General features: G+C 61.5%; 23 protein-coding genes, 2 pseudogenes and 1 riboswitch. Of the genes and pseudogenes, 11 read left to right on the forward strand and 14 right to left on the reverse strand.

Going from position 1 to position 22,524, the window contains the following annotated elements:
* Nucleotides 1-249: 249 nt before the first annotated feature.
* From ACMDCM_RS12855 to ACMDCM_RS12875, 5 genes and pseudogenes are all read right to left on the reverse strand, one after another.
* Nucleotides 250-1,536, reverse strand: a complete 1,287-nt coding sequence (locus ACMDCM_RS12855; protein ID WP_412773918.1) for an NAD(P)/FAD-dependent oxidoreductase — start codon at nucleotides 1,534-1,536, stop codon at nucleotides 250-252.
* A gap of 301 nt (nucleotides 1,537-1,837) precedes the next feature.
* Nucleotides 1,838-2,084: pseudogene (locus ACMDCM_RS12860) on the reverse strand (DUF3363 domain-containing protein); the annotation flags it as partial.
* A 307-nt stretch (nucleotides 2,085-2,391) separates the two neighbouring features.
* The gene (recQ, locus tag ACMDCM_RS12865; protein WP_412773919.1) at nucleotides 2,392-4,191 is read right to left on the reverse strand and encodes a DNA helicase RecQ; all 1,800 of its coding nucleotides are present in this window, start codon (nucleotides 4,189-4,191) and stop codon (nucleotides 2,392-2,394) included.
* Between the two features lie 265 nt (nucleotides 4,192-4,456).
* The gene (locus tag ACMDCM_RS12870) at nucleotides 4,457-4,933 is read right to left on the reverse strand and encodes a DUF3016 domain-containing protein (protein WP_412773920.1); all 477 of its coding nucleotides are present in this window, start codon (nucleotides 4,931-4,933) and stop codon (nucleotides 4,457-4,459) included.
* Nucleotides 4,934-4,991: 58 nt separating this feature from the next.
* Nucleotides 4,992-5,798, reverse strand: coding sequence for an energy transducer TonB (locus ACMDCM_RS12875; protein WP_412773921.1), 807 nt, complete (start codon nucleotides 5,796-5,798; stop codon nucleotides 4,992-4,994).
* Nucleotides 5,799-6,024: 226 nt separating this feature from the next.
* Here ACMDCM_RS12875 and ACMDCM_RS12880 point away from each other — a divergent pair, with 226 nt between their 5' ends.
* From ACMDCM_RS12880 to ACMDCM_RS12895, 4 genes are all read left to right on the forward strand, one after another.
* Entirely contained in the window at nucleotides 6,025-6,306 is a 282-nt protein-coding gene (locus ACMDCM_RS12880; RefSeq protein WP_412773922.1) for a hypothetical protein, read from the forward strand.
* A gap of 19 nt (nucleotides 6,307-6,325) precedes the next feature.
* The gene (locus tag ACMDCM_RS12885; RefSeq protein ID WP_412773923.1) at nucleotides 6,326-6,931 is read left to right on the forward strand and encodes a hypothetical protein; all 606 of its coding nucleotides are present in this window, start codon (nucleotides 6,326-6,328) and stop codon (nucleotides 6,929-6,931) included.
* On the forward strand, nucleotides 6,928-7,470 hold the full coding sequence (locus ACMDCM_RS12890) for a helix-turn-helix transcriptional regulator (RefSeq protein ID WP_412773924.1): 543 nt from the start codon (nucleotides 6,928-6,930) through the stop codon (nucleotides 7,468-7,470). The genes ACMDCM_RS12885 and ACMDCM_RS12890 overlap by 4 nt, the downstream gene beginning before the upstream one ends.
* 582 nt (nucleotides 7,471-8,052) lie before the next feature.
* Entirely contained in the window at nucleotides 8,053-8,265 is a 213-nt protein-coding gene (locus ACMDCM_RS12895) for a hypothetical protein (protein ID WP_412773925.1), read from the forward strand.
* A 217-nt stretch (nucleotides 8,266-8,482) separates the two neighbouring features.
* Here the strand turns inward: ACMDCM_RS12895 and ACMDCM_RS12900 are convergent, their stop codons facing one another.
* Nucleotides 8,483-8,818 (reverse strand): hypothetical protein, encoded by a 336-nt coding sequence (locus ACMDCM_RS12900; RefSeq protein ID WP_412773926.1) that lies wholly within the window; start codon nucleotides 8,816-8,818, stop codon nucleotides 8,483-8,485.
* A gap of 280 nt (nucleotides 8,819-9,098) precedes the next feature.
* Here ACMDCM_RS12900 and ACMDCM_RS12905 point away from each other — a divergent pair, with 280 nt between their 5' ends.
* The 3 genes from ACMDCM_RS12905 to ACMDCM_RS12915 all read left to right on the forward strand — a co-directional run bounded on the left by ACMDCM_RS12905 (nucleotide 9,099) and on the right by ACMDCM_RS12915 (nucleotide 11,409).
* The gene (locus ACMDCM_RS12905) at nucleotides 9,099-10,253 is read left to right on the forward strand and encodes a LuxR C-terminal-related transcriptional regulator (protein WP_412773927.1); all 1,155 of its coding nucleotides are present in this window, start codon (nucleotides 9,099-9,101) and stop codon (nucleotides 10,251-10,253) included.
* A gap of 1 nt (nucleotide 10,254) precedes the next feature.
* Nucleotides 10,255-10,470: a hypothetical protein gene (locus ACMDCM_RS12910; RefSeq protein WP_412773928.1), complete on the forward strand. Its 216-nt coding sequence runs from the start codon at nucleotides 10,255-10,257 to the stop codon at nucleotides 10,468-10,470.
* A gap of 192 nt (nucleotides 10,471-10,662) precedes the next feature.
* Nucleotides 10,663-11,409: a helix-turn-helix transcriptional regulator gene (locus tag ACMDCM_RS12915; protein ID WP_412773929.1), complete on the forward strand. Its 747-nt coding sequence runs from the start codon at nucleotides 10,663-10,665 to the stop codon at nucleotides 11,407-11,409.
* A 102-nt stretch (nucleotides 11,410-11,511) separates the two neighbouring features.
* On the opposite strand, the gene ACMDCM_RS12920 is transcribed toward ACMDCM_RS12915, so the two are convergent.
* From ACMDCM_RS12920 to ACMDCM_RS12940, 5 genes are all read right to left on the reverse strand, one after another.
* On the reverse strand, nucleotides 11,512-12,552 hold the full coding sequence (locus ACMDCM_RS12920; protein ID WP_412773930.1) for an MBL fold metallo-hydrolase: 1,041 nt from the start codon (nucleotides 12,550-12,552) through the stop codon (nucleotides 11,512-11,514).
* A 121-nt stretch (nucleotides 12,553-12,673) separates the two neighbouring features.
* A complete protein-coding gene (locus tag ACMDCM_RS12925) occupies nucleotides 12,674-13,564 on the reverse strand; it encodes an ABC transporter substrate-binding protein (protein ID WP_412773931.1) in 891 nt (296 codons plus the stop codon).
* Nucleotides 13,565-13,569: 5 nt separating this feature from the next.
* Entirely contained in the window at nucleotides 13,570-14,352 is a 783-nt protein-coding gene (locus ACMDCM_RS12930) for an ABC transporter ATP-binding protein (protein WP_412773932.1), read from the reverse strand.
* Nucleotides 14,349-15,374 carry a FecCD family ABC transporter permease gene (locus ACMDCM_RS12935; protein ID WP_412773933.1) on the reverse strand — a complete coding sequence of 342 codons (1,026 nt, stop codon included), beginning with the start codon at nucleotides 15,372-15,374 and terminating at the stop codon, nucleotides 14,349-14,351. Before ACMDCM_RS12935 ends, ACMDCM_RS12930 begins: the two co-directional genes overlap by 4 nt.
* A gap of 112 nt (nucleotides 15,375-15,486) precedes the next feature.
* Nucleotides 15,487-15,695, reverse strand: a riboswitch (cobalamin riboswitch).
* 223 nt (nucleotides 15,696-15,918) lie between these two features.
* Nucleotides 15,919-16,203 (reverse strand): hypothetical protein, encoded by a 285-nt coding sequence (locus ACMDCM_RS12940; RefSeq protein WP_412773934.1) that lies wholly within the window; start codon nucleotides 16,201-16,203, stop codon nucleotides 15,919-15,921.
* A 220-nt stretch (nucleotides 16,204-16,423) separates the two neighbouring features.
* Between ACMDCM_RS12940 and ACMDCM_RS12945 the strand changes: the two genes are divergently transcribed.
* Nucleotides 16,424-16,816 (forward strand): hypothetical protein, encoded by a 393-nt coding sequence (locus ACMDCM_RS12945; protein WP_412773935.1) that lies wholly within the window; start codon nucleotides 16,424-16,426, stop codon nucleotides 16,814-16,816.
* Nucleotides 16,817-17,135: 319 nt separating this feature from the next.
* Here the strand turns inward: ACMDCM_RS12945 and ACMDCM_RS12950 are convergent, their stop codons facing one another.
* The 3 genes from ACMDCM_RS12950 to ACMDCM_RS12960 all read right to left on the reverse strand — a co-directional run bounded on the left by ACMDCM_RS12950 (nucleotide 17,136) and on the right by ACMDCM_RS12960 (nucleotide 18,432).
* Nucleotides 17,136-17,288, reverse strand: coding sequence for a hypothetical protein (locus ACMDCM_RS12950; RefSeq protein WP_412773936.1), 153 nt, complete (start codon nucleotides 17,286-17,288; stop codon nucleotides 17,136-17,138).
* A gap of 84 nt (nucleotides 17,289-17,372) precedes the next feature.
* Nucleotides 17,373-17,732, reverse strand: coding sequence for a PRC-barrel domain-containing protein (locus ACMDCM_RS12955; RefSeq protein ID WP_412773937.1), 360 nt, complete (start codon nucleotides 17,730-17,732; stop codon nucleotides 17,373-17,375).
* Nucleotides 17,733-18,120: 388 nt separating this feature from the next.
* The gene (locus ACMDCM_RS12960) at nucleotides 18,121-18,432 is read right to left on the reverse strand and encodes a hypothetical protein (protein ID WP_412773938.1); all 312 of its coding nucleotides are present in this window, start codon (nucleotides 18,430-18,432) and stop codon (nucleotides 18,121-18,123) included.
* 188 nt (nucleotides 18,433-18,620) lie between these two features.
* On the opposite strand from ACMDCM_RS12960, the gene pseB reads away from it, so the two are divergent.
* The 3 genes and pseudogenes from pseB (at nucleotide 18,621) to ACMDCM_RS12975 (ending at nucleotide 22,484) form a co-directional block, all read left to right on the forward strand.
* Complete coding sequence (gene pseB / locus ACMDCM_RS12965) at nucleotides 18,621-19,622, forward strand: UDP-N-acetylglucosamine 4,6-dehydratase (inverting) (protein WP_412773939.1); 1,002 nt, start codon at nucleotides 18,621-18,623, stop codon at nucleotides 19,620-19,622.
* Nucleotides 19,619-20,771 (forward strand): annotated as a pseudogene (pseC, locus tag ACMDCM_RS12970) (UDP-4-amino-4,6-dideoxy-N-acetyl-beta-L-altrosamine transaminase). The gene pseB and the pseudogene pseC overlap by 4 nt, the downstream one beginning before the upstream one ends.
* Nucleotides 20,772-20,849: 78 nt before the next feature.
* The gene (locus ACMDCM_RS12975) at nucleotides 20,850-22,484 is read left to right on the forward strand and encodes a hypothetical protein (RefSeq protein ID WP_412773940.1); all 1,635 of its coding nucleotides are present in this window, start codon (nucleotides 20,850-20,852) and stop codon (nucleotides 22,482-22,484) included.
* Nucleotides 22,485-22,524 lie beyond the last annotated feature (40 nt).

The raw sequence follows: 22,524 nt of genomic DNA on the forward strand, positions 1-22,524 counted from the left end.
AATCCGGAAATTGCCGACTACCCTGTCAACCAAGTGCTGTTTTTAAGGGGGGGGGCGAAACCGGCAGTCACACCAGGCGGAAAGACCGCCCTGTCCGAAGCTCTACAGCTTAGCGGGCGGCCTCAGCGAGGTGACAGCGCTTGAGATCAGACACTGGACCACCTCCTTCATTGTTGATGATAAGGAGAAGCTAGTGAGTTTCTTTCTTAGGTCAAATATCGGCTAGGGCTCGCCCCGATCTGCCGCGCATCACTCATTGTCTTTTTCCTGCGTGATGAGCCTGGCGCTCCGCTGTCCGGTGAAATAAATCCAAAGCCAGTTTAATACGACGGCGAGGCGGTGGCGCAGGCCGATCAGGAAGTAGATGTGGGCGACGCCCCATAGCCACCAGGCAAGCCAACCCGTCAATCTGATCCAACCGAAATCGACGACCGCCGCGCGCTTGCCGATCGTCGCCAGGCTGCCGGCATCCTTGTAGCGAAATGGCGGCAAGGCATTCCCGCTGCACAGCCGCGCCTTGATCGTTTCGGCAACGTAGCGCCCTTCCTGCTTTGCCGCCGGCGCGATGCCGGGAACCGTCTTGCCGTCCGGCATCCTGACATGCACGGTGTCACCAATCGCGAAAATATTCGCATGCCCCGGCACGGTCAGGTCCGGCGACACAAGAATGCGGCCGGCCTTGTCCGCCGGCGCATCCAACCACTCCGCTGCAGGCGATGCCGCTACGCCCGCAGCCCAGATGACGGTCTTCGCCGATAGGTGTTCTGCGCCGCTCGTGACACCCTCCGCCGTACAGTCAGAAACCGCCTGTCCGAGCCTGATCTCGACTCCGAGTTTCATCAGAGCCTGACGCGCATAGTCGGACAGGCTTTCGTGAAAACCGGAAAGAAGGCGGGAACCGGCCTCGACAAGGACAACACGTGCCTGGCGGGTGTCGATGATGCGGAAATCCCCTCGCAACGTGTCATGCGCCAGTTCGGCGATCGTGCCGGCAAGCTCCACGCCGGTCGGGCCGCCACCGATGACGACGAATGTCAAGAACTCCGCGCGTTCCGCTCCGTTCGTTGAGCGCTCGGCCTGCTCGAACGCGCCAAGAACGCGCCGCCTGATCGTCGTTGCATCCTCGAGCGTCTTAAGCCCGGGCGCATGGCGTTCCCATTCGTCATGGCCGAAATAAGCGTGCCGAGATCCGGTGGCTAGAACGAGCGTGTCGAACGGAACGGCCGTACCGTCCGCGAGCAGAACCAGTTTTTCCCGGCTGTTGACGCCGACGACCCGGCCGAGCAGCGTCGTAACGTTGTCGCATCGACGAAGCAAGGAACGGATTGGCCAAGCGATTTCCGACGTTGCCAAAGAGGCGGTCGCGACCTGGTAGAGCAGCGGCTGAAACAAATGGTGATTGCGCCGGTCGATTACCGTGACGCGGACCTCCGCCTTCGCAAGACCCCGCGCGACGTCGAGACCGCCGAAACCGCCACCGACGATGACGACATGATGTGCAGAATCAGGAGCATTCGCGCTTCCGCTATCGGCCATGGGTCTGCTCCGCTATTGTGTTGCTAAACAAATGACTCGCGGCTCAACCGTGGGAGCAGGCGCACGGCATTCTCTCTCGTAATGGCGGCGATATCCGAGGACGTGAATGTCGCAGAATCCTGCATCGAACACATAGTCGCTGCCAAACAGAATTCTAGAACCGTCGACTATCGCAAGCAGAGACCGAAGGTGCACGGAGATGCTGAAAGCGCCGTATCGTAACAGAACCTTCCGAAAGACTATGCCGGCCTCTCCGGGAGCCCATCCTCCTTTATCGACCGATGGTCGATACGATAGACCATCAGTCGATTTGCAAGTCTGACCGATGGAGCGATGCCAATCCTCGCCGCCGCCACGACTGCCAAGAAACCGAACCGCCTTGCACGACGCTCATGACCTCGCGGCCGAGCTGACGGTCGACGACCGTCCGCCATGGGACAAGCGTGAACTCGTGCGCCTTCTCGATGATCGCGAACTTGCCGCCGGATAGCTGCGGTGCCGGTGAAGCACCATTGGAGTTGCTTGGTTGCGCCGCTAACCAGCTCTCCCATGCAATTTGATCAGCAAATGAAACTATCGGAAGGCCAGAACGCAACTCAGTCATTCTCTACCCTTAGTGCGGTCCGTGGACTCGATAAAGGTCCGCTTCCGTTAACCCGGGTCTGGTAGCTGCGCGATCCGCGAACAACCAATTGTAACCTTTCGCTCCGCCTCAATTTTGGCGAGCCATGGCGTAAACGCAGTTCTCCGTTTCATCGCGCCGGATGCCATATCATGCGTATGCAACTTGTTCGATCAGACCGCTTGGGAATCCTGAATGTCGATCCGGCCTGGCGTTGTCCCGCCGCCACCTCGTCATGCGTGCTCGGCGATCACCGCCAGGAAGGCCGGGCCGTAGCGGGCGAGCTTGGCGTCGCCGACGCCGGGCACCTTCGCCATCTCGGCGCTTGAAGCGGGACGCGCCGTCGCCAGTTCGATCAGCGTCTTGTCGTGGAAAATCACATAAGGCGGCACGTTCTGCGCGCGCGCCAGTTCTGTGCGCTTGCGCCGCAGCGCCTCGAACAGGTCGCGGTCGACGTCGGCGACGGCGGATTGCGCCACGCCGCGCGCGACCTTTTGGCGTCGCGCGCGCGGAGCCGCCGGCACGCGCAGCCACAGCGTCGGCTTGTCGCGCAGGAAATCGCGGCCGGCGGGCGCGATCGAGAGGCCGCCATGACCGGCGAGATCGACCTCGACAAGGCGCAGCGCGATGAGCTGGCGCAGGATCGCACGCCACGCGCGATTGTCGTGTTCAGCGCCGATGCCGAAAGTAGAAATGCGGTCGTGGCCGAACCGGGCGATGCGGTCGTTCTCGACGCCGAGCAGCACGTCGACGATATAAGCCTGCCCGAAGCGCTCGCCGGTGCGGTAGATGCACGACAGCGCCTTCTGCGCGGCGGTCGTGCCGTCGAACAATTCCGGCGGCGCGGCGCAGGTGTCGCAATTGCCGCACGGCTCGCAACGGTCGCCGAAGTAGGACAGCAGAACCTGACGGCGGCAGCCCGCCGTCTCGGCCAGCCCCAGCAACGCGTCGAGCTTCTGCCGCTCCATCCGCTTGCGCGGGTCCGGCGCGTCCGATTGCTCGATGAAGCGGCTGCGCAGCGCAATGTCCTCGGGGCCGTAGAGCATCAGCGTGTCCGCGGCCAGGCCGTCGCGCCCGGCGCGGCCGGTCTCCTGATAAAAAGCCTCAATGCTGCCCGGCAGGTCGATATGGGCGACGAATCGCACATCCGGTTTGTCGATGCCCATGCCGAAGGCGATGGTGGCGACCATCACGACCGCCTCGCCATGCTGGAAGCGCATCTGGTTGGCTTCGCGCGCCGCCTTCTCCATCCCCGCGTGATAGGCGAGCGCGTCATGGCCCTGCTCGCGCAGCCAGGCAGCGGTTTCCTCGGCCTTCCGTTTCGACAGGCAGTAGACGATGCCGCTCTCGCCCCCATGCCGCTTGAGGAAGTCCTTCAGTTGGGCGCGCGGATTGTCCTTCTCCTCGATCGCGTAGCGGATGTTGGGCCGGTCGAAGCCGGCGATGAAGGCGTCGCTCTCGGCAATGGCGAGATGCGACAGGATTTCGGCGCGCGTCGGCTCGTCGGCCGTCGCCGTCAGCGCCATCCGCGGTATGTCGGGAAACTGCCGGACAAGCGCGTCGAGCTGGCGGTAAGACGGACGGAAGTCGTGTCCCCATTGCGATAGGCAGTGCGCCTCGTCGATGGCGATCAGCGACAGCTTCGCCCCGCCGAGCCGCTCCATCACGTCGGGGCGCAGCAGCGTCTCGGGCGCAACATAGAGCAGGTCGAGATTGCCGTCATGGATGGCGCGCCACAGCGCGCGCCTTTCGTCCGGCCCCAGATCGGAATTGAGGGCGGCCGCCCTCACGCCCGCCTGCCGCAAGGCCGCCACCTGGTCGGCCATCAACGCCAGCAGCGGCGACACGACAAGCCCCATGCCGGGTTGGACGATGGCGGGGATCTGGTAGCAGAGCGACTTGCCGCCGCCCGTCGGCATCAGCACGAAGGCGTTGTTGCCGCCGATGACATGCGCGACGATGCGCGCCTGCGGCCCCCTGAACGCATCGTAGCCGTAGACGGTCTTGAGGATTTCGAGGGCTTTGGCGGTCATCGGCATCAGCACGGCGAATCACGAAAACGCCCTTCATAGCAGCTTCACCGTGATTGCGATCCTTGAAGATCGCCTATGGACCGCGTGGACCCATAGGTATCCGACGATCATCGGATGACGCCGCAAGCCAACGAACTTCCTCCTCATCAAGATGATCGATTTTCAGGTGCATCGGCCCGGCGTTTTGCCGATACCGGATTCCTTCGCTGCAATGCTTGTGATCTCACCATCCTCGCGGGAATACGTCGGTCGGACATGACGACCTCTAACGACCGACAACACGCCGGAACCAGTCGTCCAGCAACGCCTTCTCGTAGGCATAGCGGTCGCCGGATAATCGCGCTGATGGATTCATCTGGTAATTGATGTCTGTAAGTGTCTCCTCGCCGCTGCGCGTGCGCTTTCCTTTCTCGGTCAGGACATAGCTTAGCGTGATGCGCGGCGGAGTGACGTCACGCATGATCCTGACGTCAGAGAAACGCGATGGCTCGTTCTCTCCGGCAAGGTCGATATTCCGGATATCGATGGTCAGGTTCTGGTTGGACGCCAGAAGCCGTGCTCCGAGCTTCTCGAGGTATGCCCTGAACGCTGCAAGCGTGGCATCGACCCCTCCCGCGTCGAACGAACCGGCGTCCGCATAACGCTCAGGGTTTATGAAATGGACCTTGACGCCCGCGAGGCTCTTCCCGGGCGCAAGCGTCAGAACGACAAGTATGGCTCCAAGAAGCATATTCCGGATCATGGCGAGCCTCCGTGTTCTTTGGCAAATGGGTCTGCCGTGGAGCATCGTCCAGGCTCCGCTACATCCTGAACCGCACCGGAACCACGAGCTGCACGATCTGCGCGTTAAGCTCCGGCGGCGCTGGCGGCAGCGGCGAGGCGCGCTCGATCATCGCGAGAACCTCGTCGTCGAGTTCGGGACAGCCAGACGAGCGGACCAGATGATAGGTGAGCACGCGGCCGTCGCGATTCATCCCGAAGCTCAAGAGCGCTGTGCCCTCCCGGCGATGCGCGCGGGCCGCGTCCGGATAGCGCTTGTAGCGATCGAGGTGGGACAGCAGCTTGTTCTTCCAGGCGGACGGGACGTTGGAAGGCCTCGCGCTCACGCCGGTGGTCCCTGTCGCGCCGCCATCGTGAAGATCGGTCGCGGCGGGTCGATTCGATGCCGGCGCAATCGCCAATGGGGTGTCTCGACGCTTCGCGGGCGATATCCGGCGCGCAAAAGCCTGCGGCGTGGACGATGCGCGCTTGGCGGAAGCGACTGTCGTGACAGCGGTAGCCGCGGCCGCAGCCATAGGAGGTGCCGCCGGTGGCTCGTCCCGCTGCTCAACGGCGGCCGTTTGCAGCCGGTCGATTGAACCGGCGTTTCGGGGACTGTCATCGTCAGTCATGCTCGGCCGCCGATAAGTCATCGCTGCGAGAGGCGCCGGCGCAGACACGATGTCGACCGCAATGACCGTCGGCAGTTCGCCGAGGATCGGTTCACCCGCCCGCTGGTAGCCGAGCGCGGACAGCACCGCGAGGTGGCCGATCAAAACGACAGCGATGCCGCCGGTGCGCGCGACACCACGCCGTATCAAGCCGCCATGCGCGATCGCGGCCGGCATCAGGCCTCAGGCTCGGCCAGCATCGATATCCGGATTTGGCGGCATGGTCGTTTGCGCCTTTCGCTCTCATGGGCTGGATGCCTGCCCATCCGGAAATGATCCGGTCCCGGCCGGCTCCCGTGCCGATGAATGACAGATACGCCGGCGCCGCGGCTCCATCAATCTGCTGGTTTAATTGAAAATTTGAATTGTTCTAGTCTGGGCTGGCGGAATGAGCCGCAAGTAAATGGACCTCGATAAGTCGACAGAAGCTTATGAACTCGCTTTCGAGGCGATGACGAGATTCGCCACGATCGCGAAGCTTACCGAAGCATTCCCGCGCGGCGCGGGTCGAGAACCCTTGCAGGGATCATCAACGAACACGATGATGCGTCATCATCGATGGCGGGCCATCCTCCGATCGGATGATGTAGCCCACGCCTTTTCTGCTTATTATGACGGGGCCGTGGGCTTGCTTGTGGCCAACGCGCTTTCGGGTATCACTCAAGGAGGATGCCGCCAACGATAACCCACGGAGGATCACCTCAATGGGAAAGCCCAGCTATTCGAATGCCATCGCCGCGATCTACGAAGCGGCGGCGCAACCCGACCTGTGGCCCAGCGCATTGGAATTGATCGCCGACTACGTGGGCACCGACAGCGGGATGCTGCTGTACCTGCCCGCATCGCGGGATAATGGTTTCATCATTTCCGGCCGTCTGCGCGAGGATTTGAACCATCTTTTCCTGAAGCACCACACCAAAAATCCTTATGGCTGCGCTTTTGCGCGCGCGCCAATCGACCGGGCGCTTGCGACGGACATGGTCGTTCGAAAGGACATCCTCCATCGCAGCGCGTTCTATGCGGACATCCTCGCGCCGCAGGGAATTTCAGAGATCGTCGCCGTCAGGCACTCGTCCCTGTCGGGAGAAGGGCCGGGCGGCATCCTGTTCAATCTGTCGGCGGCGCAAACAAACGACGCGGAAAATGCGCTGGCGCGCCTCGACGAACTCAAATCTCACCTTTCTCGTGCGATCGACCTTACAATTCTGGCAAGTCGTTTGCCGGCCGAAAGCGACACCTCGATCAAGTGCTTGCGACGGTGTCCGGTGCCGTGGTCCTTCTGGATCAACACGGCGGCATCCTCAGAATGACCTCGAATGCTGAAACGTTGTTGCGGCAATCCGACGGGCTTGTCGTCGTCAAAAGCGACCCGCTGACACTCGCCGCACAGACACATGCAGATTCGTTACGGTTCGCGGCGAGCCTCAAGCAAGCGCTTGCGGTCGCAAAAGGTGAAGAGACGAGCCTGGAAGGGTTGATGCAAATCGAACGCCCGTCCGGCCGCCGGGCTCTGCTGATTCGCATGACACCGCTGTTGCCGCAGACATTGTCTCCGTGGAATGCGTTCGACGCGATGGCCCACGTCATGGTGCAGATTGTCGATCCGCAAGCCTCCGCCGAAGCACAAGCCGAGCACCTTCGCCTGCTGGTGGGATTGAGCGCCGCGGAGACGCGGGTTGCCGCCCTTTTGGGTGGCGGGCTTGGCCTGCCGGAGACGGCACGCGTGCTTGGCGTCTCGCTGAGCACGGTCAAGACACACACAAAGCGCATATTCCATAAAGCCGACGTGCATTCATCAACAGCCCTTGTCCGGCTGCTGGCCTCGATTCCGATCGGGCCGCCAGGCTAGAGTCTGTTTCAACTGTGTTGAATCAGACTCGTCGCTTGTCTTTTTGTTTGAGCATGATCTTTTCCGAAAACCGGTTTCCACTTTTCGGGATCATGCTCTAGAAGCGTCTTCAAGCAAAATGGCTACCGGTTCGCGTAAAGAAAACGTGTCAAAACCATAGAGCCCCGCTTCCGATTCCATCAGAAGCGGAAAGGCTCGAGTGGAGACATTCGTTACCCGGTTGGCAGCGAACGCGAGACGCGAATGTCAAATCCAAAACTCCACTGGAAACCCGATTTTAACATTTGCAAGGACGCCTGCTGCAACCGGATGCAAATGTCAGAATCGGACCGCCAGCAGGTTGTTCATCGCGGCAATCGGATGGGATGACCCGACGGCCTTCGGCGAGCGTCATCCGTGATCGCCTCGACGATATTTCCAAGCCCGAAGCCTCCGGCATCGTCCGATCGGGTGACGCATCAACCAGCCCGACTCGCTAAACTAACCGCCATGATCGGCCGAGATGCGAAGCGGGAAACGCCTGCGCGACGCCGATCGACGTGGGCATTCAAAAAGCCCGTCCTGACTTTGATGACTTCCGCCATGGCCAAGCTGTTCTCATTCGACGAATACTCGACCCGCATTCTGACCGGTCTCAACATCGTCGAGACTCATGAATTGCAGGAACTGGAGCAGGTCATTCCTTCGCTCGCGGAATGGAACGCCTACACGATGCAGCCCGTTTCCGAGCGCGAGAAGCGATGGGCCTATCTATCGCAAAAACACATCGAGGCGATCAAGCAATCGGCTGGATAAGCCTGCCATGCGATCGCCGGACTGCGATCATGCTTGCGCGCCGCCACCGGTCGTCGCGAGATAAAGCCGCATATCGCGCCTGATATCGCATTTACGCCGTTCCCGTGGCGGACGGTGCGCAGCATTCGGTGGAGATACGCCGCAGGCGCGAAGACCGTCAGACCTTGCCAGGGCCGCGATCGCGCGTTTCGCTGGAGCCGTTCCGGCCTTGATGGAATCAAAGCCGGGCTCTGGCTTTTTGTTTCGACGCGTTTTCTTTACGCGAACCGGCATCCACTTCGCTTGTAAACGCCATGGGCGCGTGCCGGACAGGGTGCCACCGGAGAACAGGGTACAGCGGAATCGAGTCGTCGCGAAGCGCCAGAACAAGCCGGTGAACATTGATCGGAATCAGCGCGCAGTGCAGCAGGGCGACCGGCATGAGGTGCATTCCGATTCCGTAGGTGAGGAACGCGACATTGCTGAAGAGCGCGACGATGCGCAGCGGGATCATGCGCTTCATGTAAAATGTCAGAAGCACCAGAAACGAGGCGATGTAGCCGACGTAATCCATGGCAACCCCTTCAACACGGAAAGGTCGCGCGCATGGCCATATCCAGCGCTTCATTTCAGAGGAGCACATCGCATGCAACCACGTCGTCCCCCGATCGGAGGATTGCGATCGTCTCGTTAGCGGAACGTTCATAACATCGCTAAGAGATGAATAAACGATCGTCCCCCGATCGGGGGATGCGCATCCCTCGAACGGAGGATAAAACAGGCATGCGGATGACGGTCATATTTGAGGGCAACGCATGGCGCAGGTTTTTGCGGAAATATAGCAGGGGTTCGCTATGTCGAGGCAGAAGACCTCTTTGCTCGACCTCATCTATAGCGCCATCGCCGATCCCGGCCGCTGGCCGGAGATTCTCACGCGCGTCGCCGATCACCTGGGTGCGGTCGGCGGATTGCTCATGCACATTCCGACGGCGGGCCAGGGCCGCGTCATCGACATTTACGGGCGGCTGTCCGAAGAACACGCCGCGATCGTTCGCGAGTACTACCCGTGGAATCCGTGGTCGAAAGCGATGCTCGACGTTCCCGTCAACCGGGCCGTCATCGTCGGCTCGCGTCTGAAGCCGGGCGAGATTTTCAAGACAGGGTTCTACGCCGACGTTCTGCGGCCCCAGGGTCTTGTGGACATCATGAATGTCAATCATGCCGCGTTGGCGCAGAACGGTGGCGTCGGCGGGTTCGGATTTTGCCTGTCGCCCCGCGGCACGGAGCAGGCTCATCATCGTGTCCGCCGCATGCAGCATCTGGTGCCACACCTCAGCCGGGCGCTCGAAGGTACCCTGCAACTCGGCCGTCTCGCTGACGGCAGGCAACAGTTGGCGAGCGTGCTGCAACTGATGCCCAACCCCGCGCTGCTCATCAACGCGAAAGGCCGCATCACGTTCGCCAACGCGGCGGCGGAGGTGCTGCTGCGGATGGGCGACGGTTTGTCGGCCGATAGCGAAGGCGACCTCCAGTTCACCGCCGCCTTTCCCGCCGAGAGCGCCGCGCTGACGGGAATGCTCTCGCAGGCGCTCGCCGTCGCCGCCGGCACCGGCGATACGCTCGGCGAGCCGCTGCGGCTCACGCGCCCCTCCGGCGCGCCGCCGCTGCTGGTGCTGCCGGTGCCGCTGCCGCCGCCCGCCTTCGAACTATGGAATCTGCTGGAGCCCGCGCGCGTCCTGGTGCTCATCATCGATCCGTCTGCGCAAAGGCGGCGAAAGGCATCGACGGTTCAAGCCGCATTCGGGCTGACACTCGCCGAAGCAAGGGTCGCCGTCCTCGTCGCCGACGGGCTGACCGGGCCGCAGACTGCGGACGCGCTGGGCATTTCGCTTTCGACCGTGAAGACGCATCTCAAGCGCTGCTTCGACAAGATCGGCATCCATTCGCAGGTCGCCCTCGCGCGCCTGCTCGCCACCCTGCCGATCGATCCGACCGGCGGATGGAACTGACATGGCACGCCGCCAGGACGCGCTCCTCGACCTGATTTACGGCGCGATCGCCAACCCGGACCGGTGGCCCGAAGCCCTGACGCAGGTAGCGGATCATCTCGGCGCCATCGGCGGAATGGTCATGCACATCCCTGCCGCCGGCAACGGGCATGTCACCGCGACCTACGGCCGCCTTTCCGCGCAATACGCGGCGGTCGTTCATAACCACTATGCCTGAAATCCATGGGCGGTCGCAATGCAGGCCGTCCCGTTGAATCAGGCGGTCGTCGCCAATTCGTTCTTGCAACCCGGACAATTGTTCAAGACAGCCTTCTACGCCGATGTCCTGAAACCTCAGGGAATCGTGGAGGCCATAAGTTCGAGGCATCATGCGTGTTCGCCGGAGGGCGGGACCGGCGGATTTGGATTCATGCTGTCGGCCCGAGGCGCGGGGCAGGCTCACCATAACGTTCGCCGCATGCAACGTCTGGTGCCGCACCTCAACCGGGCGCTCGACGGCACGCTGTACCTCGGCCGCTTCGCGGATGGCGCGCGTCAGTTGGCCAGCGTGCTGCAACTGATGCCAAATCCCGCTTTGCTGATCAACGCGAAAGGCCGCGTCGCGTTCGCCAACGCGGCGGCGGAGGTGCTGCTGCGGGCAGGCGACGGTCTGTCGATCGATCGTGACGGCGGCCTGCAACTCGCCGCCGCCGTTCCCGCCGAGAGCGCCGCGCTGGCGAGAATGCTGGCTCAGGCGCTCGCCGTCGCCGCCGGCACCGGCGATACGCTCGGCGAGCCGCTGCGGCTCACGCGCCCCTCCGGCGCGCCGCCGCTGCTCGTGCTGCCGGTGCCGCTGCCGCCGCCCGCCTTCGAACTGTGGAATCTGCTGGAGCCCGCGCGCGTCCTGGTGCTCATCATCGATCCGGCTGCGGAATGGCGCGGCAAGGCGTCAACGATCCGGGCGTCCTTCGGGCTGACGATGGCCGAGGCCCGCGTAGCCGTGCTGGTCGCCAGCGGCCTCTCGGGCCCGCAGGCCGCGGACGCGCTGGGCATTTCGCTTTCGACCGTGAAGACCCATCTCAAGCACTGCTTCGACAAGATCGGCATCCATTCGCAGGTCGCCCTCGCGCGCCTGCTCGCCACCCTGCCGACCGATCCGAGCGGCGGATGGAACTGACGTCACGGTGATCTTCGCGTCTCGCCACTGGGAACGGGCCGGCATCCACAGGAGATCCGATCTAATTTTTTATCCCCTCACCTTCCGGTCCCGATCGCTCCTTCAGCCCGCGACCACCGGGCCGCCGGCTTTTTTCCATGCATCGATGCCGCCCTCGATATGCGCGGCGTTGGCCAGGCCGGCCTCCTTCGCCGCGGTGACGGCCATGGCCGAGCGCTCTCCGAAAGCGCAGAAGAACACGATGCGGCGTCCGGTCGCGGCGGCGACTTCGCGCAGCATGCCGCCGGGCTTCAGGCTGTCGGCGATATCGGGATACGGCGCATGCAGCGCGCCCGTCAGCGTGCCGTGTTTGACGCGCTCGTGAGCTTCGCGCAGATCGACCAGCAAAATGTCGGGCTGGCCGAGCCGGGCGATCGCCTGGCGCGGCGTCAGCGCCAGACCCTGCTTCGCCAGATCGTCCTGCCTCAGGCCGACATGCATGTTGGCGGGGATCACCACGTCCATCAGCTTCGGGTTCGGCAATTTCAGGTTGTTCATCAGCTCGATATAGTCGTCCACCGAGCGCACCTGCAGCCGCGGATTGTAGCGCTTCTCCTCGCCGATGGTGGAAACCGTGTCGCCCTTGTAGTCGTGCGCGGGGAACACCATGGTCTCGTCCGGCAGCTTCAAGAGCCGGTTGAAGATCGAATCGTACTGCGCGCGCGCGCTGCCGTTCTGGAAGTCGGTGCGGCCGGTGCCGCGGATCAGCAGCGTATCGCCGGTGAAGACGCGGTCGCCCATCATGTAGCTATAGGAATCGTCGGTGTGGCCCGGCGTGTACATCACGTCGAGGCCGATGCCTTCGACCGTGATCTTGTCGCCGTCGCTGACGCGCATCGAGACCACGTCGGCCTTGGTCTGCTCGCCCATGACGGTGACGCAATGGGTGCGATCGCGCAATTCGCCGAGCCCGGTGACGTGATCGGCATGAAGATGCGTATCGACGGCCTTCACGAGCTTGAGATCGAGTTCGCGCAGCAACTGGCAGTAACGGTCGACCTTCTCCAGTACCGGATCGAGGATCAGCGCCTCGCCACCGGCGCGACTCGCCAGCAGGTAGCTGTAGGTTCCGGAGACGCTATCGAACAATTGGCGAAAGATCATGATCGCGCAACCCTGCTTTCCGGGGCAAATATTTCTCGCCCGTCGGATATAACAGTAAACTTATGCTGAGTTCGCGCGATTACAACGGATCAGAGATCCCGCCGACGGCTTGCGGGTCACTTTATCCTCCAACCCGCTTCAGCTCCGCGACCAGCCGGTCGATCGCATCTGGCAGCATCGGCCCGCCGCACACCGTGAGGTCTTCGGGAATGACGATGCGCCGCGACGGCGGATACAGCTTTTCCAGCGCCGGATGCAGCAGCAGCGCGCTGCCTTCGTCCTCGGCGACGTCGCGGCCGTCGGATATCAGGATGAAGTCCGGCCGATCGGCCACGATGGCTTCGAGCGTGGCAAACCCGCTGGCGTGGCTGCCAAGGCCGGCCGCGGCGTTCGACAGTCCCGTGATCGATAGCAACGCGCTGGTGATGCTGTCGTCGCCCGAAACCCAGCCGCGTCGCGACAGCGCCAGCACCCGATAGGGCTTGCGCGCCACTGCCTTTCTCGCACGGGCGATCGCGGCATCGAGACGCGCGACCTGGGCTTCCGCGCGATCCGGGTGCCCGACGAGATCGCCCATCCGGCGGATCTGCGCCTTCACGTCGTCGATCGACCTTGCGATGTCGAATTCGGCGACCCTCATTCCCTGGCGTTTCAGCAATTGGCGCGTCGCTCGCTTCATGTAGAGGCCGGCGACGACCACGTCCGGTTTGAGCGTCAGCACGTCTTCCGCTTCGCCCGACAGCCGCCGATATGTCCGCGCCTCGGCTGCCGCCCAGGAGCGCGCAGCGTCCCGCGAATAAGGGCTGAGGCCGACGATCTGGGCGGGATCGGCAAGCGTCATCAACAACTGATCGGTGCAGACGTTGATCGAGGCGACGCGCGGCAGGCCGGCGGCCTGCGCCTGCGTTGCAAGGGTCAATGTCAGGACAGCCGCGGCAAGGCCACTGCTATTCTGACCGATCCAGCTCCGGATCGCCTTGCGAAGACGATGCAACCGCGCGACAGGCGGCATCGCGATCATGCCTCCGACCATGGCACGATGACGGTTTCGCGTTGATAGTCGGCCCGATAGGTCCTGACGCGAAAGATAGTCTCGATGATCGTCTCCGAAAGTGCGTCTGCAGGCGGTCCCTGCGACACCAGACGCCCCTCGGACAGCACGAGAGCGATATCCGCAAACCGTGCCGCGAGCCCGAGATCGTGCGTCACCACGATGACGAGCGTTCCGTTGTCGGCCGCGGTCCGCAACCTGGTCATGACCTCGATCTGATAGCGTGGATCGAGCGATGCGGTCGGCTCGTCGGCCAACAGAATTGGAGCTTCCACGGCCAGCACCCGCGCCAGCGCCACCCGGCCGCGCTCGCCGCCGGACAATTCCGTCACCGGTCGATCACTTAAACTTACCACGTCGGTCGCCTGCATCGCCCGCATCACCGCGGCGGCGTCCGCCCCGGTCAGTCGCGCCGGATCGACCGCGCCATGCGGGTAGCGCCCGAGCGCCACGATATCCCGCGCCGGCAGCGGCCAGTGCATCTGGTGGCCCTGCGGCAGGTAGGCGAAACGGCGCGCGCGCGCATCGAGGGCGAGCGAGGACAGCGCGTCGCCGCAAACCTCGATCGTCCCGTCCGATGGCAGGAGGCCCGCCAACGCCCGCAGCAACGTGGTCTTGCCGGCGCCGTTCGGCCCGACCAGCGCGGCAAGGCACCCGCGCGGGAGCGCCAGCGAAATGTCGCTCAGGACAACCCGCTTTCCGAGACTCACCGACAGCGACGAGGCAATGAGAATGGCGGCTTCGCTCATGCGAGGCCTCCGCCCAGCGCGCGACGCTCGCGCACGATCATATACAGGAAGAACGGCACGCCGATCAGCGCGGTCAGCACGCCGACCTTGATGTCCGATGTCGAGGGAATGAGGCGAACCGCGATATCGGCCGCGAGCAGCAGCGCAGCGCCGGTCAGCGCGCTCGGCACCATCAGCCGCGCCGGGTCGTAACCGATCAGGGGACGCATCAGATGCGGCGCGACCAGGCCGATGAAGCCGATGGCGCCCGCGACAGCCACCGCGCCGCCGACGCCGAGCGCGACGCCGAGGATCGTCCACAACCGCAATCGGCCGACATCGACGCCGAGGCTCAGTGCGGATTCCTCGCCGAGGCTGAGCGCGCGAAACGCATGGCGCCGGCTCATCAGGATCGCGGCACCCACGACGATGAACGGCAGCGCCAGCGTCACATGGCGAAAGCTGCGGTCTTCCAGCGAGCCCAGCAGCCAGAACGCGATCTCCAAAGCAGCGAACGGGTTGCGCGACAGGTTCATGGTCAGCGACGTCGCGGCTCCCGCAAGCGAGGAGATCGCAAGCCCGGCAAGGATCAGGATCAGCAGGCTGGCATTGCGTCCCGCGACCGCGAGCAGCACGAACACGGAAGCAAACGCCGCGACGATGGCGGCGACCGGAAGCGCGAAGGACCGCACGTCGATCCCTCCGAGCGCGATGACCAGCACCGCGCCGAACGCCGCCGCCTGCGGCGCGCCGAACAGCGAGGGCGACGCCAGCGGGTTGCGCAGCAGGCCTTGCAAGGCCGCTCCCGACAAACCGAGAATGGCGCCGATCGCGAGCCCGAGAATCGCGCGCGGCAACCGGATGTCCTGCACGATGATCCGCTGGACCTCGCTGCCGCCGCCGAACAAGGCGTCGAGAACGGTCGCCGGCGACAGCCTCACAGGACCCACGCCGAGCGACACGAGCATCAAAAGCGCGACTCCCGCACACAGCGCGACCGTCACGACCGCTCGCCGGCGGGCCGCGATGTCTTGCGTCACCATGCAGCGCCGGTGCTGCGGCAACTCGTCGGACCAGCCGGTCCGACAGCACAGTTCGGGAAACCCAAAATTCGGGAAACCATGGCGACCCTTTCCGCCGACCCACCGTCGCGCGCGGTAAATTGCGTCACCGGCCGGTCTCCTGGCTCGCGGCCGTTATCCGGATCCGTCTTCCCTTACATGCGTGGCATGTTCGGCGGCGGAATGGACGTGGATGGCCGCTTACAGTTGCGGGGGCAGCCGCGGCGTTGGGACCGATAGCCCCGCACCGCGTTCCCGTTTCACCTCCCTTAGAGTGCTTCACGCTTTGACGGAAGCATCTCGATTAGCCGTCATTGCCGGGCTTGCCCCGGCAATCTTCAAGAGAAGATGGATGCGCGGGACATAGGCGAGCGAAGCAACGCCGTTCTTCGAACGGCTATGCCCGCGCATGACGCCGGAGCACGGAATTAATCCCGTGTAATCGTGAACCGCTCTTAGGAGGCACCGGTGACACCGCAAACAAGCACAGCGGAACAGGACGTGCAACCCATTGCCGGGATGAACATCAGAGCTGCGCGAGATAGCGAGGCAGTTCCTGTTCGAATTCCGGGAAATAGCGTGAAATCACCGAAACATCGAAGCGCGCGAGGATCGACTCCTTGGGCTCCCGGTCGAGCAGAAACCGAAAGGCGGCCTCGAGGCAGCGCTCGGGCGTGTGCGTGCCTCCCGTCAATTGCCTGCTTTTGGCGTCAGACATCGTGACGCGGTGATGGGTCTCGCTTTTTCCTTCCCGGACCACGACCTCGAAATCGAGCGGGTCACCCCCGCCCACGCGCTGAACCTCGATCATGCTGTTCCCTCCCGGCAATCCACGGCGCGACGCTCCATGGCGCAACGCTTTGTTCTCTCTCGATAAAAACAGATATCATGCAGCGCAACAATCCATCGAGACGGCGGACGAAAAATGTTCAAAAAACATCTGTCGATCCGGTTGTTCTTGATTGCGAAAAAATGGAGCCTATGCTTGCCGGCTAACTGCCGCTGTTTGCTCCTGCAAAAGAATGAGTTTTATGCTGACCATTGCATTTGGCGTCATCGCACTTGTTTTGAGTTTCGGGTTTCCTGTTCCTCAGGAATTTTCGGCGTTTCGGCTCATAGCAGCTTTCGGGGTGATGGTTGGATATCAAGCGGGCCAGCTTGTCAGCAGGTTCGTGAGACCGCGACCTAAGCGGTTCCTGACTCTGAGCGTCAGCGTATTATTCTGTTGTTATTTTGTGTTTGCCTATGCCCAAACGCTTAAAATGGGATCAGCCAATACGTCGGCCATCGTGAACCTGAGCGTGCTGTTCGGCCTGGCGTTTTTCTGGCTGGGATTTCTGTTGCCATTCACGCGTATTCCCAAAGAACTCAATATCCTGTCGTCAAAGGCGATCGAACGTTTCGCAAAACGCTCCGGGGATTGAGCCGATAAGTCGGTTCGCCCTTGAATTGAGCACACGCGAATAGATCATCGGGATTGTCCGCCGCATTCGCATCGGCTGATTCAACTCGCCGACGTGTGGCCATGGACTCCCGGCCGGATGAGAAAGGCGCTGATACCTTCGTCACGCGAATGAAAGGGGGCGCCGATTGCTCGACGCCCCGGGAGCCTGATTCAACTTCGCTGAATAAGCTCCAGCCCTGTCCTTGATTGAGTCCTTTGATTGAGCATGATCCCGTCCAAAAACCGGTTTCCACCCCGATTCAACGAGGCAGGCTTTTCGGGATCACACTCCGATCAAATCAGGTTGCAAAATACACGAGGTAGACAATCACGAAGGCAGCCACGACCAGCCCGGTCCCCGCGACCAAGACGTTCCTCACCGTGGGTCCGCGCTCTGCTCCTCGCGCTTCCATTGCAGTCTCGACTATGCGTCCGTTTTCTCGCTTCACCATCGTTCCTCCTGAGTGTGTTGGCATGGTGCTGGACGGGCGACACCTGGAGCCGACCAATCCAACCTGCGCTTGGTCCGAGATGATCTAGCCCGGACGTATCACCTCGTCGTTGTAGTAGTCGTCCAGCTCCGCACGTCGGGCCGACCAGTCAAAGAGTTCGGAGCCGTGCTTAGGGGCGCCTTTCAGGCGGTTTCCGCTTATGTCGCTGCGGTAACCGTCAAGGTCGGCGTCGTATCGGAGCAGTTTCCATGGCACCGGGTAATGATCGTCGCCGATGCCAAAAAATCCACCGACGCTGAGCACGGCGTAGGCAACTTCTCCGCTGGTCTTGTCAATCATGACGCAGTCAATCGAGCCGATCTTCTTGTCCTCGGCCCCGTAGACGGCCTTGCCCGATTCTTTGTCGCTGGCGGTCAGGTTTTCGGTGTTTCCTTCGATAGACATCAGCTTCTCCTTTGTGAGAGACAGAAGCGAACGATGCCGCAAACATTCCTCCATTGAGGCTGTCACTCGCTTGCCGGCGTGATGGGGGCCAACGCCCGGATCCGGGATTGGTTCACCGCCATCCGCGGCGCATTCGTTCTGGCGAGAACCGAGTGATGGAGTGATGAAGCGCGCAGTCCGCGCAGGGAAAGGAATGTTCCGTGATTCCCGCGCGCAAGACTGCCTTGACCTGGCGGTTGGAACCGGCGCACCGGCTCTCGGCTACTTGACTTCCCCGGCGGCGGTTCGTTTGTTCCAGCAACGTGCGCCGATATAACGCACGAACGATCGAGGTCTTGGAGAACTAACGGCTCTTGCGTCGTGACCCTTCAAGGTCATCGGCGCGTCCTCAGGCCTTGATGGCCGCCTTCAAGACAGCAAGTGTCAGCCGTGCGTCCATCGACCGACCGATAGCGTAACCAACGATCAACCGCGACCAGGCATCGAGAATGATGGCGACGTAGATAAAACGGCCGGCAAGGAGACATAGGTGATGTCGCTGACCCAAAGCTGGTTGGAACCACTCGGTATGATGTCCTTCGCCAAGTTCGGGGAAGATCGGACCATCGTGATCGCTGTCGGTCGTGGCGATGGACTGTCGCCTGATCTTCGGCAGCAGATCGTGTTCACGCATGAGGCGGCGAATCTCCTTGTGGTTCACGACAGTGCCTTGCTGCCGCAGGGCCGGCACCGACGCGGCGGTAGCCGTAGAAGCCGAACTCAATCCTCTTATAGTCCAATTTTTGGCCAACCACCACCACTTGCCACTTCGTTGATTTAATCTGACTGTCCTGCCATTAACATCGCGCGGACTTCGGTTACGCCATTCCCATCTAAAGAGAGGTCCAAGTGTTCAATGGTAAATCCGTATTTGTTTCCGGCGGTACGGGCTCTTTCGGACGCAAGTTTGCGAATATACTGCTCAAGCGCTACGACTTGGCGCGCCTCGTTTTCTATTCACGCGATGAGCTCAAGCAATTCGAGATGCAGCAGGAGGTAAACGCGCCCTGCATTCGCTGGCTGATCGGCGATGTACGTGATGGCGCGCGTCTGATCGAAGCGACGCGTGGGATTGACTATCTCGTTCATGCTGCCGCCATGAAGCAGGTGACAGCATCTGAATATAATCCAATGGAATGTATCCGCACCAACATTCATGGCGCGGAGAACATTGTGGCAGCTGCGCTTGCCAACAACATTGAGCAGGTGGTCGCGCTCTCAAGCGATAAGGCGGCTAATCCGATCAACCTGTATGGCGCCACCAAGCTTGCATCGGATAAACTGTTCATTGCTGCCAACAATATGGCAGGCAAACGACGTACCGCCTTCTCGGTCGTGCGCTATGGCAACGTTGCCGGCTCGCGCGGATCGGTCGTCCCATTTTTCGAAAAACTGATAGCGCAAGGCGCGACGTCATTGCCGATTACCGACACCGCCATGACTCGTTTCTGGATCTCGTTGCAGGAAAGCGTCGACTTCGTTCTGAAGTGCTTCCAACGTATGCAGGGCGGCGAAATCTTTGTACCGAAGTTGCCGTCGATCCGGATAGTCGACCTTGCAACGGCGATGGCGCCGCACCTGCCACAGAACTTGATCGGTATCCGGCCGGGCGAAAAGCTGCACGAGATATTGTGCCCTGCGGATAACAGCCATTTGACGCTTGAATTCAGCGATCATTATGTAATCCGGCCGTCGATCAAGTTCCACGATCGCGGTTATGATTATCTGGAGAACCGCCTCGGTGAGACGGGTGCTCCTGTAGCGCGAGGTTTCGAGTACAACTCCGGTACAAACCCCGTCCTGTACTCTGTGGAACAAATCCGGGAATTTTATGAACGGACCAAGACATGATTCCCTATGGTCGTCAGGACATCTCCAGCGCCGATGTCGAGGCGGTCGTCGAAGTCCTTCGGTCAGACTTCCTAACCCAGGGGCCGATGGTCCCCAGGTTTGAGGAGACGTTGGCGCGGGCAGTCGACGCGCCCGAAGCGGTCGCCTTTTCCTCGGCGACTGCGGCGCTGCACGTCGCCTGTCTTGCGCTCGGGCTCGGCCCATCGGATCGACTCTGGACGGTGCCGAACACCTTTGTAGCCTCCGCCAGGTCTCTACTGTGGAGCGACCGTCGATTTCGTCGATATCGATGCCAAGACCCGAAACATGGGCGTCGAGGCACTGGCCGCCAAGCTCGAAGCGGCCGAACGCGACGGCACCCTGCCGAAGGTTGTCGTTCCGGTGGACTTCGCCGGTACTTCCGCAGATCTTGCCGCCATCCGCCGGCTGGCGGACCGATACGGCTTCCGCATCCTTGAAGACGCGAGCCATGCCGTTGGCGGATGCTACCAGAACAGGCCCGTCGGTTCGGGCGAACTCGCCGACGTTACCGTTTTTTCGTTCCATCCCGTCAAGATTGTGACGACAGGAGAAGGCGGTGCGGCGACCACGCGTTCCGCCGAGATCGCCCATCGCATGCGCCTGCTTCGCAGCCATGGCATTTCGCGCGATCCCACTGACATGACCGCCGTTCCCGAAGGCCCCTGGTGCTACGAGCAGGTGATGCTCGGCTTCAACTACCGTATGACCGACATTCAGGCGGCGCTCGGCGTGAGCCAATTTGATCGCCTCGCCGACTTCGTCGCCCGGCGGCAGGCGATCGCGGCGCGTTATCACGAAGGGCTCGCCGGCCTTCCGGTGATCCGCCAGTTCGTGCCGGAGGGCACTCTCTCGGCGTTGCATCTGTACGTCATCGAACTGGATGAAACCGTACGACGCACGCGCGCCGAGGTTTTTGCGGCGATGCGCTCTTCAGGTATCGGCGTCAACGTCCATTACATCCCGGTCCATCTGCAACCATGGTACCGGGCCCTGGGATTCTCCCGTGGCGACTTTCCGGCTTCCGAAAAATATTACGACTTCGCGCTGACGTTGCCTATTCACCCGAACCTGAGCAACGCACAGCAGGATTACGTTATGGAACGGTTATCCCGCGCGCTCGAATCCTGAGGATCTAAATTGTTGTTTTCTGGTTGGTTTGCGTGATCAAAAATTTGAAAAACAGATCGCAGGGATCCTCGTGGCGCCATGAATATCAGCGAGTTTCTGGAAGAAAACCGGCGATTCTGGACATCCTCTACCCCGCCCAAGCCTACCCTGCCCAAGTCTGACTCGCCCCGGTCTGACGGCATCTTGATCCTGGACCTTTATCACAATGACAACGTGCACTCCCACCTGTTCGCAAATTGCGTCGTTGCGAAGTGCATACAGCAGATATGGGGAGGTGAAATCGTCGGGATTTTCGCCGATGACGTTGGTGATGTTCGAGGGGGTGATGTTCGAAGGACAGACGTTGAAGCGAACCTGGCGCTCGCTCGCTCGTTTGGCGTCAATCGCTTTTACAATATTTCCGAATTTCGCAATCGTCTCCTGTCCGATCCGGTTTGGCCAGCCAATGCAGAGAGTGAGCTTCGCAAACGACTGCACGGCAAGTCGGGATCCTCGCTCAGGCAGGCAATCCGCTCGTTGTCAGAACCGCGATCCCCACGATGCGGCCTTCTGATTTACAATGAATTTCTGAGGCGATTTGGCTTCGGCACCATCGACGATCCGAGCGACGAACTCATCGCAGTTGCTAAGCTCGTACTGGCCGACTACGAAGCCCTTCCCATGATGTTTGGAAAGTCCCCGGTTCGAGCGAGTGTATTGGGGCACATTTGCTATTCGGTATCGGGACAGCTGGCTGATTTTGCGGCCATGCACGGCGCGCCAACATTCCTGGTAGAACAGTACATCCCGGTTGCCGTTACGCGATATCGGGATCTGACCGACTTGTCGTGCGGTATTCCCGGCGACTGGAAGGAGATGGTGGAAAGGTACGCTTTCGATCAAGCTCTACTGGATGATCCCAGGCTTGACCTGTTCGGCGGCGCTGTTGAAGGCACGCTGGCGCGGACGATCGACCCGCTATTGAACCGTGATGTTGTCGATCGGCTACCGGCTTCTCGCGAAGCCTTCCTTGAGAACTGCGGTGTCAACCCCGAAAATCCTACGGTCTGCGTATTCGCGCATGTGTTTCAAGACGCCCCGCTGACGCGGCCAAGGCAACTCTCGGACGATTACTGGCAGGCTGTTGTCGACGTCGTCGATCTTGCGCGACAACTGACGCATCTCAACCTGATTATCAAGCCGCATCCGCTGAATGACAGCCATGATTGGAAGCGTTCGTGGGATACGCTGCGTAAATACTGCGCCGACATTGGAAACGTCGGATTTGCAGATGGCGCCCTCAGCGCCGGCGAGGTCATGAAGCATTGCGATGCCGGTCTCACGGTCCGTGGAACGGTTCTCTACGAACTGGCCGCGGCTGGACATCGAATGATCGCGACCGGCGAAGACAAGTTTTCCGGCCTTGGTATTATCGAGGAGGCGTCCAGCATGGAAGCTCTGAGGGGCATCCTGTTAGATGTGTCGCGAAAGGCGTGGTCGATGCCGCAGGATCAGCGTCGGCGCGCCGTGGCTTATTCCTACTGCATGCTCCATGGATTTCGCAGCAAATCGATTTTAATTCCCGACAAACGTTGGGCTCCTGAACAATATTTTCGCAGCGCGACGCTGGCGTTGTCGAATTTCAGATTGGAAGAGGATCCCCTCTTCATAAATCTCAAGTCGTTTCTCCGGGACGACCTGCCAATGCTGGTTTCGAAAGAGGCATTCCCGTGACCAGTTCGAAGCGGCAGGATTAATCTTTTCCGGACTCTGT

Source organism: Nitrobacter sp., assembly GCF_047149785.1.
GTDB lineage: Bacteria > Pseudomonadota > Alphaproteobacteria > Rhizobiales > Xanthobacteraceae > Nitrobacter.